Source organism: Streptomyces sp. CBMA152, from assembly GCF_014596475.1.
GTDB lineage: Bacteria > Actinomycetota > Actinomycetes > Streptomycetales > Streptomycetaceae > Streptomyces.
This window is the reverse complement of sequence record NZ_MECJ01000012.1, coordinates 37,950-56,561: the sequence shown is the minus strand read 5'-3', so window position 1 is coordinate 56,561 and position 18,612 is coordinate 37,950. Positions and strand designations below refer to the sequence as shown.

At 69.4% G+C, this 18,612-nt stretch carries 17 protein-coding genes; 16 read left to right on the top strand and 1 reads right to left on the bottom strand.

Annotation, left to right across the window (positions count from 1 at the left end; genetic code table 11):
• Positions 1–607 precede the first annotated feature (607 nt).
• From BG418_RS39790 to BG418_RS11985, 15 genes are all read left to right on the top strand, one after another.
• Positions 608–1,231 carry a hypothetical protein gene (locus BG418_RS39790; protein WP_223184718.1) on the top strand — a complete coding sequence of 208 codons (624 nt, stop codon included), beginning with the start codon at positions 608–610 and terminating at the stop codon, positions 1,229–1,231.
• On the top strand, positions 1,225–2,109 hold the full coding sequence (locus tag BG418_RS12050) for an ATP/GTP-binding protein (protein WP_188273794.1): 885 nt from the start codon (positions 1,225–1,227) through the stop codon (positions 2,107–2,109). The genes BG418_RS39790 and BG418_RS12050 overlap by 7 nt, the downstream gene beginning before the upstream one ends.
• Positions 2,110–2,142: 33 nt before the next feature.
• Positions 2,143–2,829, top strand: coding sequence for an SAF domain-containing protein (locus BG418_RS12045; protein WP_188273793.1), 687 nt, complete (start codon positions 2,143–2,145; stop codon positions 2,827–2,829).
• Positions 2,829–3,704, top strand: a complete 876-nt coding sequence (locus BG418_RS12040; protein ID WP_188273792.1) for a hypothetical protein — start codon at positions 2,829–2,831, stop codon at positions 3,702–3,704. The genes BG418_RS12045 and BG418_RS12040 overlap by 1 nt, the downstream gene beginning before the upstream one ends.
• Complete coding sequence (locus tag BG418_RS12035; RefSeq protein ID WP_317453622.1) at positions 3,697–5,256, top strand: CpaF/VirB11 family protein; 1,560 nt, start codon at positions 3,697–3,699, stop codon at positions 5,254–5,256. The genes BG418_RS12040 and BG418_RS12035 overlap by 8 nt, the downstream gene beginning before the upstream one ends.
• A gap of 79 nt (positions 5,257–5,335) precedes the next feature.
• Complete coding sequence (locus BG418_RS12030; protein ID WP_188273791.1) at positions 5,336–6,310, top strand: type II secretion system F family protein; 975 nt, start codon at positions 5,336–5,338, stop codon at positions 6,308–6,310.
• Complete coding sequence (locus BG418_RS12025; RefSeq protein ID WP_188273790.1) at positions 6,307–7,203, top strand: hypothetical protein; 897 nt, start codon at positions 6,307–6,309, stop codon at positions 7,201–7,203. The genes BG418_RS12030 and BG418_RS12025 overlap by 4 nt, the downstream gene beginning before the upstream one ends.
• 19 nt (positions 7,204–7,222) lie before the next feature.
• The gene (locus BG418_RS12020) at positions 7,223–7,411 is read left to right on the top strand and encodes a hypothetical protein (RefSeq protein WP_188273789.1); all 189 of its coding nucleotides are present in this window, start codon (positions 7,223–7,225) and stop codon (positions 7,409–7,411) included.
• Between the two features lie 44 nt (positions 7,412–7,455).
• A complete protein-coding gene (locus BG418_RS12015; RefSeq protein WP_223184717.1) occupies positions 7,456–7,872 on the top strand; it encodes a TadE/TadG family type IV pilus assembly protein in 417 nt (138 codons plus the stop codon).
• A complete protein-coding gene (locus BG418_RS12010) occupies positions 7,869–8,327 on the top strand; it encodes a TadE/TadG family type IV pilus assembly protein (protein WP_188273787.1) in 459 nt (152 codons plus the stop codon). The genes BG418_RS12015 and BG418_RS12010 overlap by 4 nt, the downstream gene beginning before the upstream one ends.
• Positions 8,324–8,779: a TadE/TadG family type IV pilus assembly protein gene (locus BG418_RS12005; protein ID WP_188273786.1), complete on the top strand. Its 456-nt coding sequence runs from the start codon at positions 8,324–8,326 to the stop codon at positions 8,777–8,779. Before BG418_RS12010 ends, BG418_RS12005 begins: the two co-directional genes overlap by 4 nt.
• 8 nt (positions 8,780–8,787) lie before the next feature.
• Entirely contained in the window at positions 8,788–12,369 is a 3,582-nt protein-coding gene (locus BG418_RS12000) for a LysM peptidoglycan-binding domain-containing protein (protein ID WP_188273785.1), read from the top strand.
• Between the two features lie 401 nt (positions 12,370–12,770).
• A complete protein-coding gene (locus BG418_RS11995) occupies positions 12,771–14,129 on the top strand; it encodes a dsDNA nuclease domain-containing protein (RefSeq protein ID WP_188273784.1) in 1,359 nt (452 codons plus the stop codon).
• On the top strand, positions 14,126–14,698 hold the full coding sequence (locus tag BG418_RS11990) for a hypothetical protein (protein ID WP_188273783.1): 573 nt from the start codon (positions 14,126–14,128) through the stop codon (positions 14,696–14,698). The genes BG418_RS11995 and BG418_RS11990 overlap by 4 nt, the downstream gene beginning before the upstream one ends.
• The gene (locus BG418_RS11985) at positions 14,698–16,635 is read left to right on the top strand and encodes an AAA family ATPase (protein ID WP_188273782.1); all 1,938 of its coding nucleotides are present in this window, start codon (positions 14,698–14,700) and stop codon (positions 16,633–16,635) included. The genes BG418_RS11990 and BG418_RS11985 overlap by 1 nt, the downstream gene beginning before the upstream one ends.
• A gap of 25 nt (positions 16,636–16,660) precedes the next feature.
• Here BG418_RS11985 and BG418_RS11980 read toward each other — a convergent pair whose 3' ends face one another.
• On the bottom strand, positions 16,661–16,963 hold the full coding sequence (locus BG418_RS11980; RefSeq protein ID WP_188273781.1) for a hypothetical protein: 303 nt from the start codon (positions 16,961–16,963) through the stop codon (positions 16,661–16,663).
• A gap of 411 nt (positions 16,964–17,374) precedes the next feature.
• Here BG418_RS11980 and BG418_RS11975 point away from each other — a divergent pair, with 411 nt between their 5' ends.
• Positions 17,375–18,601 carry an MFS transporter gene (locus BG418_RS11975; RefSeq protein ID WP_317453627.1) on the top strand — a complete coding sequence of 409 codons (1,227 nt, stop codon included), beginning with the start codon at positions 17,375–17,377 and terminating at the stop codon, positions 18,599–18,601.
• Positions 18,602–18,612: the final 11 nt, after the last annotated feature.

The window sequence follows — 18,612 nt, the reverse complement described above, 5'->3', positions numbered from 1 at the left end:
GTGCGTATTCGCTCCGCTTCCCAGGTATGTAGGCCCGGCTCCGTCATGAAGACCCTAAACGTCCGTCCGGACGCCAGGGACCAGAGCAGTGCCATGGCATTGTCCGGAAGCCGACCAGGGTGTCGGGGCAGAGGATGGACAACCAGGCCGTGGCGTAGCGCCATCGCGACGAGCCCGGCCCGCGTGGTCCGATGTCCCACGAGTCGGATCAATTTGCGCACGCACCACGACACTTCGTCGACGCCGGCAGTAAGGTCCGTGGCAATGGTGCCGTCAGTGCCGCCAAGAACCAGTCGTTCCAGGACTGCGCGTTCGGTCACGCCGAGCAGTCGGGCGACATGCGCTTGCATGGCATGGATCTGTCCCGTCTGACGAGATCGCGATGGCCGATATTCGGCCGACTTCGCTGGCCTTGCTGAAATGTGATGGTTTATTGCCTGCGCGTGAGCGCTCAACTGGCATAACAGGCTGTGTTGTTGGCCGGTCTTTGCGTAACGTAGGAGGCCGCAGACCTTGCCTGTGGCAGATGCAACATGAGCGATCCCCGGGCCACCCGCTCGGATCGTTGCCCGGGGCCTGCGGAACCTACGGATGTGGGGGAGAGGCAGTGGAGCGTCAGACAGCACTCGGAAAGCCCCGGTCTCAAGGACGGCATGCCAAACGTACGGCTGCCGCCGCCCTCACCGCCGCGGTGGTCCTGACCGTGACCGCCGCCTGTACCTCCGACAAGGGCAGTGCCTCGGGCGGCGAAGTGAAGCGCTCCCCGACCTTGCTCTCACCGTCCGGTACCCCACCGACGCAGCCGGACCCCGTCGAGACCGCCAAGAAGGACGCCATTGCCACGTACGAGGCGTACTGGCGGGAAATGGGGAAGCTCTACGCCGACCCCGGCGTCAATGCAGCGAACCTGAAGCGGTATGCCGCCTCCGCAGCTCTGAAGAATGCGGAGGGGGACGCGAAGCGTGCCCATGACCGCAACCACATGTACCGGGGCGATGTCATGGTCAGGAATCCCACTGCTATCAAGGCGGATACGAACGGCCAGGTCCCCTACGTGATGCTCTCGAGCTGCCTGGACATCTCTCGTTGGGAGGTCCTGGATGCCAAGAGCAGGAAACCGGTCAGCCTGCCGCCCAATCGCCTGACGAAATACGTCATTCTGTCCACCCTCGAACGCTGGCCCGAGGGTTGGCGTGTGACCCGCGACGAACCTCAGAACAAGTCATGCTGACCCGCTGGAGCATGGCTACCGCAGCGCTCACCCTCGCCGCGCTGACCCTTTGCACCCCGGCGTACGCGGACGGCAGCCCGCCGCCCGGCACGGGCGGGGCGGAATGCGACATGTTCATCTGCCAGGTTGAAGCCGACGCCCCCGGCACCGCAGGAGGCGGCAAAACCACACAGAGCGGCGAGGAGAAGGGGAACAGCGGGGAGGGGGGAGGCAAGACCAGTCTACGGACGTGCACCTACAAGCTTGCTGACCCTCAACCGCGCGTCGGCAGTCCGGACTGGGAAGGCCATACCCCTGGCGACGGTGCCGTCTACGAGCAGCGGTGCAAACTCGCCGGTGATGCGACGCTCACGGTGATCCGTATGGTGTGGGCCGCCGACCCGCCCCAGGGCGGCGGCGTCGATCCCGCAGTGCTGGCTCAACGTGCCGTGGACGACATGCGGTTACGCGGTCCGCAGATCGGCATCACGCCGAAGCCGGGCGGCAAGGGCGTGGTTGGCATGCCTGTCTACCTGTGGACCGCGACGGGCCCGGAGACCTACGGGCCGAACTCGGCCAGCGCGTCCGCCGGCGCCGTCACCGTGACCGCCACCGCCAGGGTCAGCAAGATCGATTGGCAGATGGGCGACGGGAACACGGTCACCTGCACCACAGCGGGCACCCCCTACCAGCCCGAGTACGGCAAGCAGCCGTCACCGGACTGCGGCTACCGCTACAACCAGCCGTCGTCGACCACGCCTTCCGGGAAGTTCCACGTGGCCGCGACGTCCACTTGGTTGATCGACTGGACGGCGACCACTGGTCAGGCCGGTCAGCTCACCGAGGTCCGCGACAGCGCCGTCGACATCACGGTGGCCGAGGTCCAGGTCCTGAACTAGCCCGAGACCAGAAGAGACAGAAGGCATCCCCGCATGGATTCCCCCGCCGCTCCGCTGCTGCCCCGTCCCGCCGGCCCCGTCCGTGCCGAACTTCCCATCACCACGACTGCCCCCATCAAGCGGCAACGACGCTGGTCGGTAGCCGCGTTGTGCATCGTCCTCGCTGTTATCGCCGGCCTGGGTGCAGCGGCCGCTGTCACGTCGGCCGGCGACCGCGTCAAGGTCCTCGCGATCGCGCGTGACGTCCCGGCGGGGCAGGCGATCACGGACGCTGACCTGCGCATTGCCGAAGTATCCGCCGATGGTGCGCTGACCCCGATGCGCGCTTCCGAGCGGGCCTCAGTGATCGGTAAGCGCCCGGCGGTCGACCTGCGTACGGGCGGACTGCTGACCGCCTCTCAGCTTGGCGCGGGTACCGGCCTGGGTGATGATCAGCAGCAGGTTGGCGTCCAGGTCAAGCGCGGCCAGGCCCCGGCCGGGACCCTGGTGCCTGGCGACAAGGTGCTCGCGGTGACCACCCCCGGCCAGGGCGAGCAGACCGGCTCCAAGACCGATGCGCCGCCGTCGACTGTCAAGGGCACGGTGGTGGCCGTCAGCCGCCCCGACGCCTCTGGCTCCGTTGTCGTGAACCTCGCCGTGGCCTCAACTGATGGTCCGCTGCTGGCTACGCGGGCCTCCCTCGGGCGCATTGCCCTGGTCCGCGAGCCCAGGAGTAACTGATGCCGGTCACCGCACTCGTCTCGGCGAAGTCCTGCGGCGTGACCGCCTGCGCGCTCGCTCTCACCCTGGCCTCCGGCCGTCCCTCACTCCTTGCCGAATGTGATCCGGCCGGTGGCACCATCCGGGCCGGCTACCTGCAGACCGAGGCGAGTGCCGGATACGGCCTCTACCATTTGGCGAAGGCCGAGCGCACCAGTCCCGACGCGCTTGCCAACGCCTTCGCCTCGCACCTGTGGCCCCTCGACGAGGCTGGCCACCGTCAGCTGCTGCCGGGGCTGACCGACCCGGCCCAGGCCGCGGCCCTGGGCCGGACTTGGCCCGCGCTCGCCCAGATCTTCCGCGTGCTCGCCGACCAGGTCGGGCACGACGTCGTCATCGACGCCGGCCGCCTGGCTCTGCACAACGGACAGCTCCACCCCACCTTCACCCCGGCGCCCCTGCTCCACCAGGCCGACCTGGTGCTGCTCACGGTCCGCGGCACCGAGCAGTCCCTCACCCTGGCCCGGCATATCACCGAACCGCTGGTCGCCGAGCTAGCTGAGCACGGCACGGGAGCGGATGCCCTGGGACTCCTGCTGATCGAAACCGGGCCCTACCGCGCCCATCAGGTCGCCGAGTCCCTCAAATTGCCGGTGCTGGCCGCGCTGCCGTACGAGCGGGAGACCGCCGAATACCTGACCCTGGGCGGCCAGCCGCCACGCGGCTACAAGCGCAGCCGCCTGCTGAGCCAGGCCCGTACCGCCACCGCCCAGCTCGAAGCCATCGCCGCGCGGCGCCAGATCCAGCAGCAGTACCCGCCGCAGCCCGCGACCGCCCAGCTGGCCGGCGTCCTGGAACGCCTGACCCGCAACCGCAGGGGAGGGGCGCGTGGCTGACATCCAGCAGCGCCCCGGCGCGGGCGGTCCGGCCCCGATGCGCCGCGACGAGCTCGCCGGCCTGCTCGCGGGCCACCTGAGTCCCGGGCGCATGGCCGAAACGAGCCCCGAATCCCTTCCGGCCCAGCCCATCGTGCCCGCGACGGCCGGCCCCTCGGCGGTGCCCCGGCTGGTCGAGCTGCCCGGAGAGCTCCCCGTCGACTACGCGGTCATCGAATCCCTTCAGGCCGAGGTCTCCAAGCAGCTGAGCGAGGCTGACCCGGACCGGCTCTTGCAGGAGAGCGACCGTCGAGCCCAGGCCCGTTCCCTGGTCACCACCGCGGTCGCCGCCTACGCGACCCTGCATGCGCAGGGCAGCACCCCGCTGACCCCCGAGCAGGAGCGCACGATCGGCAACGCGGTCTTCGACGCGATGTTCCGCGGCGGCCGCCTGCAGTCCCTGCTCGACGAAGAGGGCGTCGAGGACGTCATGGTCGACGGCCTGACCGCGCACGTCGAGTACTACAACCGCCCGCGGCGCACCCTGGACCGCGTGGCCGACACCCACGAGGAACTCATCGCGTGGGTCAACCGCATGGCACGCCTGTCCGGGCACGGCGAGCGCGGCCTGACCCAGGCCACCCCGATGGTGGGCTTCCGCATGCCCGACGGGTCCCGCGTCACCGCCTCGACCCTGACCAGCCGGCCCTCCGTCGTCATCCGCAAGCACCGCGTCCGCGACGACGGCCTGGACGAGCTCGTGCAATGGGGCACCCTCAACCCGCTGCTCCACGCGTTCCTCAAGGCGTGCGTGCACGCCCGGAAGAACATCCTGGTCGTCGGCGACATGGGCTCGGGCAAGACCACCATGGTGCGCGGCCTCGGGCGGGAAATCCCCGAAGACGAGCGCCTGGTCACGCTGGAATCGGACCGCGAGCTCTACCTGGACGAGCCCGGACCGGGCTCCAAGCCGGGACCGCTCACCTTCGCCTTCGAAGCCCGGCAGTCCAACGGCGAGCGCCAGAGCGGCGGCAAGCTGGCCGGGGAAATCACCATCGCCGACATGTTCCCCACCGCGCTGCGCTACAACGCCTCCCGGGTCATCGTGGGCGAGGTCCGCGCGGTGGAGATCCTGCCGATGCTGCAGGCGATGTCCGCGGGCGGTTCCGGCTCGATGTGCACGCTGCACGTACGCCAGCCGCACGCCATCATCAGCCGCCTCGTACAGCTGTGCACCGAGGCCGGCATGGCGACCGAGGCCGCCCACCACCTGATCGCCGCGTCCATCGACGTCGTCGTCTACATCACCTACCTCAACGAGGCCGGCCGCGGCGGCCGCAAGCACCGCTTCGTCTCCCACATCTACGAGGTCCACGACGTCGTCGGTGAACGCGGGCGGCCCACCACCACGGAGCTCTTCGCCCCCACCCCGGACGAACGGCGGGCCGTCTACCAGAACATGCCCACGTTCATCGACGAGTTGGAGCGCACTGGCCACTTCTACCGGCAGTGGCTGCTCCAGGACCCGAACACGGCATGGGGCGCGCCCTTGCAGACGGTAGGCCAGCGATGACCACTGCCGAGCCAAACAACCAGGGACCGGCCGACTCCGACCAGGCCGTCCCTGGTGGCGCACCTTCCTGGGAGGCCCGGTGACGACCGCTCAGCTCGCTCTGGTCGCGGCCTGCTGTGCCGTGCTCGCCCTGCTGGCGAGCGCTGGCGCGGTGCGAGAGCTCCGGGGCCGTATTCCGGATCCGCTCAAGCCGCCTTCCCCGTTGGTGGGGCGGATGCGCCGGGCCAAGGCCGAGCTGCCGCAGACGTGGCAGCACCGGTGGCGCTACCTGGTTACCACCGCCGTGATCGCGACGCTGGTGGTGTGGGCGTGGACCGGCTGGCCCGTGCACGGCCTGCTGGCCGGTGCGGCCGTGCTCGGCGTGCCGTACATCCTCAACCCCGGCACCGCCGCCCAGCTGCGCATTCAGCGACTCGAAGCGATCGCCCAGTGGCTCAACTACCTGGCCGGTGTCCACACGGCCGGTATCAGTCTGCCGCAGACGATCCGTGCGTCCGCCAAGAGCGCGCCGGGCCCCATCGCCGCTCCGGTGCGCCGGCTCGCCGAGCAGCTGCGCTCCGGGATGGACGCCACGGATGCGTTCGCGCTGTTCGCCGATGAGCTCGCCGACGGCGTCGTCGACCACGTTGTGCTGCTCTTCCAATCCCACGCCGTCTACAAGGACGAGGGGCTCTCCGATGCCCTGGAAGCCCTCGCGGTGACCATCGACCAGCAGGCCAAAGATGCCCGGGACGTGGAGGCCGACCGCGCCACCGTCCGCCGGTCCTCCCGGATCGTGTCCATCGTGATCTTCATCGTGGTGGTCTGCTGTCTGCTCAACGGGTCCTGGTCCAGCTGGTACCAATCAGCGGTTGGGCAGATCGTCCTCGCCATCCTGGGCGGCTTCTTCGCCTGGACCCTCGCGATGTTGCGGCGCATCGCCCGCACCAAGCCCGACCCGCGCCTGCTCGACCCCCTCACCCCGACGGAGACGCGGCCTCCGCACGGCGGCACGGGTGCCGGCCCGGGCGTGCCCGCGCCAGCCGTCCCGCTCGTGAAGGGAGCGGCCCGATGATCCCGTTGAACGCGGTGCTCCCCGCAGCCGCAGCCGGCGCCCTGATCGGCCTCGCGATCCGAGCGGCCTGGCCCGCCAAGGCGGACCTCACCGCGGTCCTGGACCGGCTGGACGCCACCAAGGCCCCCGCCCTGCTGCCCACCACCACGGAGCAGGCGGGCGTCGACACCCTCGCCGAGAAAGTCGGCCGTCGCCTCCTGGACGAACTCGGCGGCCGCCTGCGCCTGCCCATGAAAGACTTGGCGCTGCTGCGGAAGTCACCGGCCGAACACCTGGGCAAACGCGCCTTGCTCGCGGTCTTCGGGCTGCTCTTCCCCCAGTTGTTCCAGGGCCTCATGGCGCTGGCCGGCGCCCCCTTCCCCTACGTGATCCCCCTCGGCCTCTCCCTCGGCCTGGCCGCCCTGCTGTGGATGTGGCCCGTCGTTGAACTGCGCCGCGAGGCCGCCGCCACCCGCCTCATCGTGCGCCACGCCGTCGCCTCCTACCTCGAACGTGTCGCGCTCGCGCGCATCGCCAACTCCGGCGCCGCCCAGGCCCTGACCCAGACCGCCGAGGTCGGCGACGGCTTCATCTTCGCCCGCATGCGCCGCGTCTTCGCCCAGGCCGACCTGTCCGGCGTCGCCGTCTGGGACGCCCTCAAGCAACTCGGTGAGGAACTCGACATCCCCGAACTCACCCGCCCCGCCGACACCCTCGCCCTGGCCGGCGACGGCGCCGCCGTCTACACCACCTTGCAGGCCCAGGCCCGCCAGCTGCGCATCGCGCTCCTCGCGGACGCCAAATCCCAGGCCAACGCCGCCTCCGCGTCGATGGTCCTGCCCGTCACCTTCGCCGTCATCTTGATGCTCGCCTTCGTGATGATCCCGCTCACCGCGACCATCCTCGGCAGCTGACCAGTTAGGAGAATCCCCCATGGACATCCGCGCCCTGACCCTGCTCCTCCAGGACCGCTGGCAGCAGCTGAAGAGTGCCCGCGACGCCGGGCAGTCCTCCACCGAGGTCGCCGTCTTCGCGGCCGTCCTCATCGTCGTGGCCGGCGGAATCGCCCTCGCCATCAAGACCAAGGTCGCCGAGAAGATCGGCATCATCAACGGCGGCTGACGTACGACGAACGAGCCGACAGGAATCCAGCAGGGGGAGTGGCGTTGAGAATCCGGGAACGCATCCGGCACCGGATGCGCAGGGTCAGATCGGGCGACGACCGTGGCGTGGGCAGCGTCGAGTTCGCCGTCCTGGCCGTCGTCGTCCTGATGCTCGTGCTCACCGCCATCCAGGTCGGGCTGTACTACCACGCCCGCAAGGTCGCCCAGTCCGCGGCCCGCCAGGGCGTCGAAGCCGGCCGCCAGTTCGGCGCGAGCCCCGGCGACGGCGTCACCCAGGCCCAGGACTTCCTCGCCAAGTTCGGCGGCAGCGTCCAGGGCGCGAGCGTCTCCTCGGCCGGCAGCACCCCCGCCCAGATCCGCATCACCGTCCACGGCACAGTCGCCACCCTCGTGCCCGGCCTCCACCTGAACGTCACCCAGTACGCCGACGCCCCCACCGAAGTGTGGACCGCCCCATGAGCGCCCGCTCCCGCAGGCGCAGCCTCGCACACGCGGTGAGAGCCGACCGCGGCAGCTATGCGGTGGAGACCGCCGTCCTGGCCCCCGTCATCATCGCCCTCATCCTGCTGATGATCGCCTTCGGCCGGGTCACCGACGCCTCCGGCGCCGTCGACTCCGCAGCCCGCGCAGCCGCCCGGGCCGCCTCCCTCGAACGGGACGCCGCCAGCGCCCAGGCCCAGGCGGAAGCCGCGGCCACCCGGAGCCTGGACGGCGACGGCATCACCTGCCGGACCTCCAGCGTCGAGGTCGACACCTCCGGCTACTCCCTCGCGGTGGGCGTGGACGCCACCGTGACGGCGAGCATCTCGTGCACCGCGCCCCTCTCCGACATCGGCCTGCCGGGGCTGCCCGGCTCCAAGACCCTCCACGCCTCGTGGACGAGTCCCCTCGACACCTACCGGGGCCGCACATGATCACCAGGCTGATCGGCCTCGTTCGCCGCCGCACCGCGGTGAGCGGGGCCAAGGACCGCGGGTCGATGTCCCTGTTCTTCGCGCTGTCCGCACTGGCCATCTTGATGGTCCTGGGCCTGCTCGTCGACGGCGGCGGCGCCCTGAACGCGGCGAACCGGGCCACCAGCTTGGCCCAGGAAGCCGCCCGCACCGCCGGCCAGCAGCTCAACACCGCCCAGGCCGTCGAAGGCACCGCGATCACCGTCGACCCGGACGCGGCCGCCGGCGCCGCCCGCGACTACCTCGCCGCCCGCAACGTCGACGGCGACGTCGCCATAACCGACGGCGGACAGACCCTCAACATCACCGTCCACGACGCGTACCACACGTTCTTCGCGCAGCTGCTGGGTAAGTCCACGATCAACGTGACCGGCACCGCCCACGCCCATCTGCACACCCAAGCCGGAGGCTGAACACCCCGATGGCACCCCGCACCCCCGCCCCGCTGCGCACCCTCACCCTGCTGGTGCGCGCCGTGTTCGGCCTGGCCCTCCTGGCGGCCCTGGTCGGCGGCGTGCCCTACCTCCTGCTCCAAGTCGGCCACCAGCCCACTGAACTCTCGGGCGGCTGGAGCCTGTTCACCCAGCAGGACGACGGTTCCCTGTTCCTGGTCACTCTCACCCTCATCGGCTGGGCTGCCTGGGCCAGCTTCGCGGCCTCGGTGCTGCTGGAAATCGTGTCCCTGGCCCGGGGCCGCACGGCGCCCCGCGTCCGGGGACTGAGCAGCCTTCAGTCCCTCGCGGGGTTCCTGATCGGCTCGATCGTGCTGCTCGCCCCGACCGCCGCCTCGGCCGCCACCCCTACACCGGCCGCCGCCGCGGTCCACACCACCGCTACGCCGAGTTTGTCGGCCCCAACGCCCCGGACCTCCGCCGAGGATGCCTGGCCCACGCACACGGTGGCTTCCGCCACGGAGGCGCCCTGGGACCTCGCCGTCACCTACCTCGGAGACGGCCAGCGGTGGAAGGACATCGCCGCCCTCAACCCCGACATCCCCGCCCTCGCCGCGGGCGACGGCTACCTGCCCCAGGGGGCAGTCATCAAGCTCCCCGCCGACGCCCGCACCACCACGGCCACCGCACACCCGGCCACCCCCACCGCCGCGGCCCCAGCCCCGGCGCACACCGGCCCAACTGACCAGCCGACCGCGGAAAAGACCCCCGACCGGACAACCCCGCCCTCGACCCCGGGCAGTCACCCGCAGCGGGCGACGAGTACCACGGTCAGGGAAGGCGACAACCTCTCCCTGATCGCTGGCAAAACGTACGGGGACCCCGACAAATGGACCGTGATCTACGCCGCGAACAAGGGAGAGGAACAGCCAGGCGGCGGCCACTTCGACAACCCCGACCTCATCTTCCCCGGCCAGGTCCTGAACCTGCCCCAGCCCGGCACGGCCGCCGAGCCACCCGCAGACCAGAACACGACCGACCCGAAAACGCCGGACAAGCAGAGCCAGACGAAGCCGACACCTGAGAAGACCCCGGACAAGGACAACGACAACGACGCTCGGGCGGGGGCCGGCAAACCGAGTACGCCGACAGCGACCCCACCGCCCGCCCGCACGGTCCGGCCGACCCCGAGCAGCGCCACCCCCGCACCCAGCACGGACCGCACCCACGCCCCCGCATCAGCCGCGCAGACCAGGGATGGCCACGACACCGCCCTGGCGCCAGCAGCGGTATGGGCAGGCGCGGGAGCCTTGGCGGCCGCGCTGGTCGGTACCCTGGCCACCCGCCGGATCCTGCAGCAGCGCCGTCGGCGCCCCGGCCGGCGTATCCCCATGCCCACCGGCCGCGCGGCCGCGACCGAACAGGGCCTGCGCGCCGCCCAGCACGGTTTCGACCTGCTGGACACGGCGCTGCGCTCCCTCGCCCTCAACCTGGCTGCGGCAGGCCGTGAACTCCCCACCGTGGAAGCGGTCGTGCTTCATGAAGCCAAGGTCGTGCTGCACCTGGCCGAGGACACCGCGCCCATGACGCCCTTCAGCGCGGCGGCCGGCCGCACCGACCTGTGGACCTGCCCGGCGTCCAGTCCGGACCTGGCCACCGAAGACCAGCTGAAGAACGCGGACGCCCCGTACCCGGCGCTCGTCTCGATCGGCTGGGACCCAGCCGCCCACCTGGTCCTGGTCGACCTGGAACACGTCGGCATCCTGAACCTGGCCGGCGACGCCGGCTTCACCCGGCACGTCCTTCAGGCCATCGCGGTCGAACTGGCCAGCACCCCGCTGCCCGGCCACCTCGAAATCACCGCGCTCGCCGACACCGCGCCCGGCCTGGACCACGCCGTTCCCGAGCGCGTCGTCCGTATCCACGACATCACCGATGCCAGCGCCGACCTGACCAGCCACACGAACGACCAGCGTCGCGCCCTGGACGCCGTCGGCGCGAGCAGCCTGCGCGCCGCCCGCCTCATGGACGACGCCGCCGGCGCCTGGACCCCCCACGTACTGCTCGCCCAGGACCTTCCACACGACGCCAGCGAGGCACTGTTCGACGCCCTGGCCGAAGAGCCCCGCGCAGCCGGAGCGGTCATCACCGCCAGCACCCCCGCCGACCTGCCGAGCACCGCCTGGACGCTCGATTGCCAGGGCCCGGAGCACATCATTGCGCTGCCCGGCTCCCACTTGCCCGTCAAACTGCAGGGTCTGAGTGACGAGCACTTCGCCGACGCCATGGAACTGCTCACTCTCGCCGCGAGCGAGGCCGACGCTCCCGCCCCCGACTGGGTCCGCACGGACGACGAACCGAGCCTGGATGAGCCCCTTCTCAGCGACCAGGCTGCCCCCACGGCGGCGGCCAGCACCGGCGAATCGGTCGAGCCGGACCCTGACGAGGACGGCCTGCCTGCCGAGTACGCCGAGCTTGAACTGGACGCCCTCGCCCACGAAGACGAGCTCGCGCCTTCCGCCGAGTACGCCGCGAGCTCCGCCGACGTCGGCTATCCCGTCCCGAGACTCGACCTGGCGAAGCCGGAGGTCCACGACGCGGACGGCCCGATGCGTGAGCCCGCTGCCGGTTCCACACTCGCCGACGTTCTTGCCGAGGAGAACGAGGACGCGGCGGCCGCTGCCGGGGCGAAGGCTCGTACGAACCACGAGGACTTGGCCCCCCCGGCTGCCGACTCCGGGGACGCTCTCCCAGCGACCCCCTGCGCGACTGTGGCCGCTCCGGCCGTCCGCGTGACCCTCCCCGCACCGGAGCCCGCCACCGACACAGACCCCGCAGCGACCAACGCCGCACCCGCTGTTCTGCTGCTCGGCCCCGTCAGCATCGACGGCGCGAGCGGCCGGATCGACTCCAACCGCCTCAGCATCGGCACCGAGCTGGCCGCCTACCTCGCCCTCAACCCCGGAGTCGACCACCACGCCATCGACGACGCACTATGGCCCGGACGCCTGGTGAACAAACAGATGCGCAACGCCGTCATCTCCCGCACCCGCTCCTGGCTCGGCAAGAACACCGACGGCACCGCCCACCTGCCCCGCGTCCAGGACACCGGAGACAGCCGCTACCGCCTCGGCCCCGCCGTCACCTGCGACTGGACCCAATTCCAGCGATTCGCCCGCACCGGCCTCGCCCGCCACGACGAGGACGCCAGCCTCACCCTGCGCCGCGCCCTCGCCCTGGTCCGCGCCCGCCCCTTCACCGGCATCGACCCCCAGCGCTACGCCTGGGCGGAGCCGATCATCCAGGAGATGGTGTCCGCAGTGGTGGACGTCGCCTACGAGCTGTCCACCCGCTGCCGAGAAGCCAACGACATCCCCGGCGCTTTGTGGGCGGCCAGCCGCGGCCTGCTGGCCGCCGAGGAGAGCGAGCTGCTGCACCGCCAGATCTTCCTCGCTCACCACACTGCGGGCGACATCGACGCCCTGCGTGAGGCCGCTGCCCGGCTGGTCCGCATCAACGAACAACTCGGCGGCGGTGTCGACATGGAAGCTGAGACTGCCGAACTGCTGCGGAACCTGCTGCCTCGTCTGACTACCCGGACCCGCTTCTAGGATCCGCGAGCGCGTAAGCATTTCCGCGTGACCATGAGCAGGGTCCGAGCAGATTCGGGCGATTATGAGCACTGGTTACGTTCAGTAGCGAACACTTGTCGGCCTTCTGTGGTCTTTCAACTACGGCTGGTCAAGAGGCACGGCAAGGGCGCCGTGCCGCTGCCAGCCAGCACGATGGGCTACGAGCTGCTGCGGCCACTCTCCGACGGAAGCAACGCGCTCCGATATCACCCGCACGTGTGGCGTCCTGAGCCAGTCGCCCTTGGTGCGGACGCCAATTGTCTGACTCGTTCCAGAATTATGCGATCACTCGGTTACGTTACGCATGCGGACTGTGATACGCCTAGGGATCTTCGGCTCACCGACCCCCTCAGGGCTCGCGGTGCGCGTACGGCTTGGGGGTGGCTGTGGTCGACGTGACAGCGGACGCGGTGGATGACGCCGACGACTTCGTGCATCCGATCTTTCAGCGGGCGCCCGGCGAGGACGGCGGAACCGACACCTCACGGCTGTATCGGTACCAAGCCGAAGTGGCGGCTCAGGCATGCCTGGCCATGCTTACACGGGACGAGATCGAGTACGTCGTCTGCGAGTGGCACGAGGACTTCGCCATCGCCTTCAAGGACGGCGCCGTCGAGCTGGTGTCGGTGAAGCACCGCCAGTACCACCGGACCCTGTGGAATGTCGGCGATCTGTGCAAGGACGGGGGCCTGGCACACCTGTTCAACAGCTGGCGCGCGTGTGGTTGTGCAGACAACGTTCGGTTGCGCCTCACCACGAACGGCGCCTTGAACACCGGCAAGGGCAATGCCGCTGTGCTCGCGAGAATGTGCGGCCCAGCCCCAGAGGTCACTACGGACGTCGACGCGATGGCAACGACCATCGCGCGGTACTTCCTGAAGATTCGCTGGAAGCAGCCGTACCCTCACATCCCCGAAGTGCCGGAGACCAAGGCGATGGCTGACATCGCCATACCCGCCGGCTTCGTCGCCACGATCAAGCAGTTCCTGGCCGTATTGCACATCGACTACAAGAGCGTGCCCTCGTCCAGGTTCATCACCGACCACAACCTGCAGCAGCTACTTCGGCCAGCCATCGTGGCTCTGGAGCTGGAGCACGTGGACGACGAAGCCACCTACCGCCAGATCGTCGAGCGCATCGAGCAGGCCAACCGCGGCGAGGGCGAGCGTGGCCAGTTGGCCGAGTACATCGCGAAGCCGAGCCGAGTCCTCCAGAACGTGCAGATGCAGCAGCGCATCGCCCGCCGGACGCTGTACGCGCGCACCGTGCGCGAGCAGTTCGTCTACCGCGAACTCACCGTTCCGACCTTCGCTCCTGGTCGACTCCCCATGGTCGCTCCCGGAGGAGTGAAACTCCGCAAGAAGCTGGTGCAGGGGCAGGTGCCCGATGATGAGGTCGTGCACGCGGAGAGCCTGCGCTCGGCCTGGTACGTCGCCTGGAAACAACACCAGTCGGGATTGCCAGGAGACAGTGCCGATCTCGCCAATATGCGACTGGAGGTCTTGGACACCGCCTTCGACTGCCGTGCGGATGCGCAGAGCGAGACGGCGGAGGGCAATCCGTACGGGGCGCGGATGAACCGGCTCTTGAGGCAGCGGCTGATGCCTGAGGCGATGTCGGTGACCCTGCCGTTCAAGATCAATGGCAAGCATCTTCGTGGCCTCGCGTATCAGCTGTGCGACGACTGCGACTACTACTTCTCCGATGTCTTCACGATCTCCGACGAGAAGGCATCGTGAGCAACGCCTCCGAGCGTCTGGCTTCCGGGACGCGCATCAAGGTGCAGGCTCGTAGCGAGGAGCGCCGTGAGGCTCACTACCACGAGGCGAGAGTCCTGCTGTTGATCGGACGCTTCACCACGGCACGCACGGGCCTTGCAGGACTCACCAAACTGGCCAAACTCGACTTCCTACTTCGCTATCCGGCGATGCTGGAGCGACTGCTCGACGAGAGCGGCGACAGCTGGCCCCGCGGCACTGAGCCCACAGCCGCCGAGCGACGGGCCGTCGAGAGTCGTATGACCCGCTACAAGTACGGGCCGTGGGATCAGCGCTACTACAGCATCCTCGGCTCGCTGGCGGCCCGTGACCTCATCACGTACGCGGGTGGCGACCGGACTGAGTTCCGCGTCACGGCCACTGGCGCTGAGGCTGCGGCGGCTCTGTCCGCGACGCCTGACTGGGTGCTCGTCTCGCAACGTACGGCGCTTTTGAAGAAGCACTTCGACAAGTCGGGGTCAGCCCTGAAGAACCTCATCTATGAGCGCCTGCCCGACGCGGTGGACAGGCCCTGGCGGACGGAAATCTGATGGCGGTCAACCTGAAGTTCCTCGCCCTGACTCTCACCACCGCCGACGCGGAGAAGACGTACCGGTTCGACCAGCCGGCCACCGTGATCAGCGGACCGAGCGGCAGCGGCAAGTCCAGCCTTCTCATGCTGCTCAAGCACGCTGTCGGCGGTGACGCCATCCTCACGCCTGCCGTGCGCGATCATGTCCACTCGGTGTGTGCGGAGGTCCTCGTCGGCGACGAGCACTTGGCGCTCCGGAGGCTGATCGGCGAAGCTGGCAGCAACCGGGTGGACGTGCTCGACCCCATCACACTGGAACTCCGCGAGAGCCTCATCATCCGCGCCGAGGCCGGTCAGACAACCCTGTCCGACCGGCTGTTGAGCGCCTTGAGGTTCCCTCGTACGTCGATTCCCGTGCGCCGGGAAGGCAAAGCAGCCAAGGCCAATGTGACCTTCCAGGCCCTGTTCGCCTACGTCTACCTCGAAGCGATCTACATCGACACCCAGATTGTTCGCCACCAGCAGACCTACTTCGACGGGATGCGCCGAGCCCTTTTCGAGATCATCTTCGGGCTGACGGATAGCGTGCTCCTAGATCTGAAGCAGCGCTCGGCACAGCTCCTGACGGACATGAAGACGAAAACCTCTGAGCACGACAACGTCAGCAACTTCCTCCGAGAGTCGGACTCGCGGAGTGATGACGCGCTCCGTGCGGAACTCGTTCAGCTACGCGAGATGCTGTCCCTCGCCGAACGTGCCCTCGGCGCTCTGCGCTCAGAGCTGGAGGAGAGCAGCGCGGCCGATGCTGTTCTCCGGCAGGAGCTCCGTCGGGCCGTCGCTGGTGCTAGGGACGCCAGCCAAGAGGTCGAAGCCGCACGCGAGCTGCTCGAAGCCCGTGAGTCAGTCGTCGCTCAGGTCGAACTCGATCTCCTGCGCCTGGAGCGCTCAGCATCCGCGATCGAGAAGCTGTCTCCCTTCGACTTCGTCGTCTGCCCTCGCTGCATGCAGCGGCTGGAGGGACGGCCGGTCCAAGAGGACCACTGCATTGTCTGCCTGCAACACGATCCCCCGGACGAGTCCGTCGACCCTGCAGCCATTCAGCAGACCCGGGAGGCCCTTGAGAGGCAGCTCCAGGACGCACAAGCTGTTCGCGAAGCTGATGCGCAGGTTCTCGCAGCTGCGCGCGACCGCGTCCAGCAAGCCGACTTCCTCGCCACCACCCTGCGACGGGAGCTGGACGTGCAGACCCAAGACATCGTCGCGCCCCGGTTCGACGCGATCGCCGGTTCCAGCGCCCGCGTAGCCTCGCTCGGAGCGAGCATCGACGCCGTCACCCAGCTGCGTGATGCCTGGGCTCGCGCGCGGTCCATCAACCAAGAGGTCAAGGACCTCAAGGCGACCCGCACGCGCGTCCAGGCCGACGTCAAGAGTCGCACCCTGGCCCTCGCAGCCCGCGGCCAACTCGTAGACGACCTGAGCCAGGATTTCTTCACCCTGCTCGCCGAGTTGCACCTGCCTTGGGTACAAACGGCGGTCATCGACCCGAAGACCTATCTGCCGGTGATCGACGGCAACCCCTTCGAGAGCCTGCAGGCTTCCGGCGGCGGCATCACGACATGCGTGAGCATCGCCTACAGCCTCGCCCTACTGGAATTCGGGCTCACCCATCCTGATGTCCTCGTCCCCTCCCTGCTGATCATCGACTCCCCGCGCAAGGCACTGGGCAACAACCCAGATGACCAGGAACGCGGGAACCGCATCTACGACCGCTTCAAGGCACTCGCAGACGCCTACGGCGACCGGGTACAGCTGATCATCGCTGACAACGACACCGCTCCCATCCCTAGCGACACCTTTAGCACCATCCCCCTCGACTACAACCGCCCTATGGTCCCCGGCGTAGCACACCCTGGGCCTGAGCATGTCCACCGTGCCGAAGACGGCTATGAGGCATAGGCCCGCGGTCAGCGATCGGCCGTTCCTAGTGGTCGGGCTGGTAGCAGTAATCCTGGACGGGCCGGGCTCCGTTCTCGACGGTGGCGGCGAGCTGGGGCGGCAGCAGGTGAACGAGACCGCCTCGGAAGGCGTACGACGGCGACAGGTGGAGAGACCAGGCCCACGAAGAGTCGATCAACTGGACGACGCCGCCGGGCGTGTGGATGGCGTGGTGGGGCTGGAGGTCGGCGTTGACCCATCCGGCCTGGTGAAGGACACCAACGGTCTCGCACAGCGCCTCGGCCCCGTGCGAGGGCGGCTGTGCAGCTGCCCTGGTTCTCGCGGACATCGTGGAACAGGTCCCAGGTCGAGGGGCCGTCGAACCATGGCGTGATCAGCCACGCGGACGTCTGACTGCTCCCTGCCCGCACGGTGACGCCGCGCCGGGGCGGAAGACGCTGGAGGACGACGGCTTCGCGGGCGGTGATGGCCGCGCCTTCGCCGTGCCCGGCCTTGACCGCGACGGTTCCGCGCGGACCGGCCGCCTTCCACACGGCCGATCCGCGCCGGTCGCTGACCGAGTCCCAGGACACCAGCGGGCCGCACAGCTTCTCGGCCGCCACGCGGGCCTCGACAGGGCACCGTGGTTCTCGCGTCTCCACCGTTTCGCCTTCCTCGTTGCTCTAGGGTGTCTCGCATTCCCGGTAGCGGTCGCTGCCGGGTTTCGTGCTTTCGCGGGCGAGGAGTGATCTTGGGCTACGTGCGGCTGCTGCGCCGGGGGCCGGTGCTGGGACTGTGGGCCGGACAGACGTTCTCGGTCTTCGGTGACCGCCTGTACGCCATGGCGATCATGTGGATCGCGTGGCAGAAGTCCGGGGCCGCCGCGATGGGGTTCGTGGCCGTCGCCGAGTCGGTGCCGTACATCGTGACCGGCACGGTCGGGCGGCGCCTCGTGGCCCGCCTCAACTCGTTGAAGGCCCTCGCCTGCGTCGACGTGGCCCGCGCCGGTGTCGTCGCGGTAATTCCACTGGTGTGGACCCATACCGGGCTCGCCGAGGTCCTGGCCCTGGTCGTGCTCGTCGGCTGGGGCGGCGCGGTGTTCGACCCGAACCTGTCCGCGATCGTGCCCGACCTGGTCGACAAGGACTCGGTACAGACGGTCATAGGGCTCATGGACCTGTCCGGGCGGATCGCACGAATCGCGGGACCGGGTACGGCCGGTGCGCTCCTCGCGCTCATGCCGATGCCTGCCCTGTTCCTCGTCGATGCCGCCACGTTCGCTGCCTCGGCCCTGTCCCTGGCGTTCCTGGCCCCGTACGCCGCCCGCATCCGCCACCGCACTCCACCGGCCGCACGGGACGTGGCCGGGCGCCCCAGGGCCCGTGACGTCCTGCGCAAGAACCCCGAGGTCGCGGCCGCGATCACCGTGCACGGAATCGGTATCGCCTGCACGGCCGTGACGATGGCGCTGCCCGCCCTCCTGGCCACCCGGCTGGACGCGGGGGCCGCCGCGTACGGGGCGGTGCTCGCCGCGACCGGCGCCGGAGCCCTGGCCGGGAACACCATCGCCGGGCACTGGCGCATCAAGGGCCCCGTCCTGTCCCTGTACTGCGGCCTGTGGGCCGTGTCCGGGGTACTGCTGGCCGTGATGGGGGCTGCGTTCTCGCTGCCGTTCCTGGCGGCCGTGGCGGCCGTGTCGGGGATGGTCGCGCCGTTCTTGCAGATCACCCTCGCCACCTACCTGTCGATGTTCGAACCCGCCCTGCGGCTACGGCTGATGACCGTGGACCTGACCGTCATCCGCACCGGCGGGACGGCCGCAATGCTGTTCGTTCCCGCGCTCGCAGCCCCCCGCCCCGGCGCCGCCTACGCCATGGCCGGAGCGGCCACGGCCGCCGCCGGACTCCTTGGCGCACTCCTCGTCCTGCGCCACCGCCGTACCGAGGTTCCTGAGAAGACGTCGGAGCGGGAGATGGCACGGGAGTAGCCGCAGCAGGC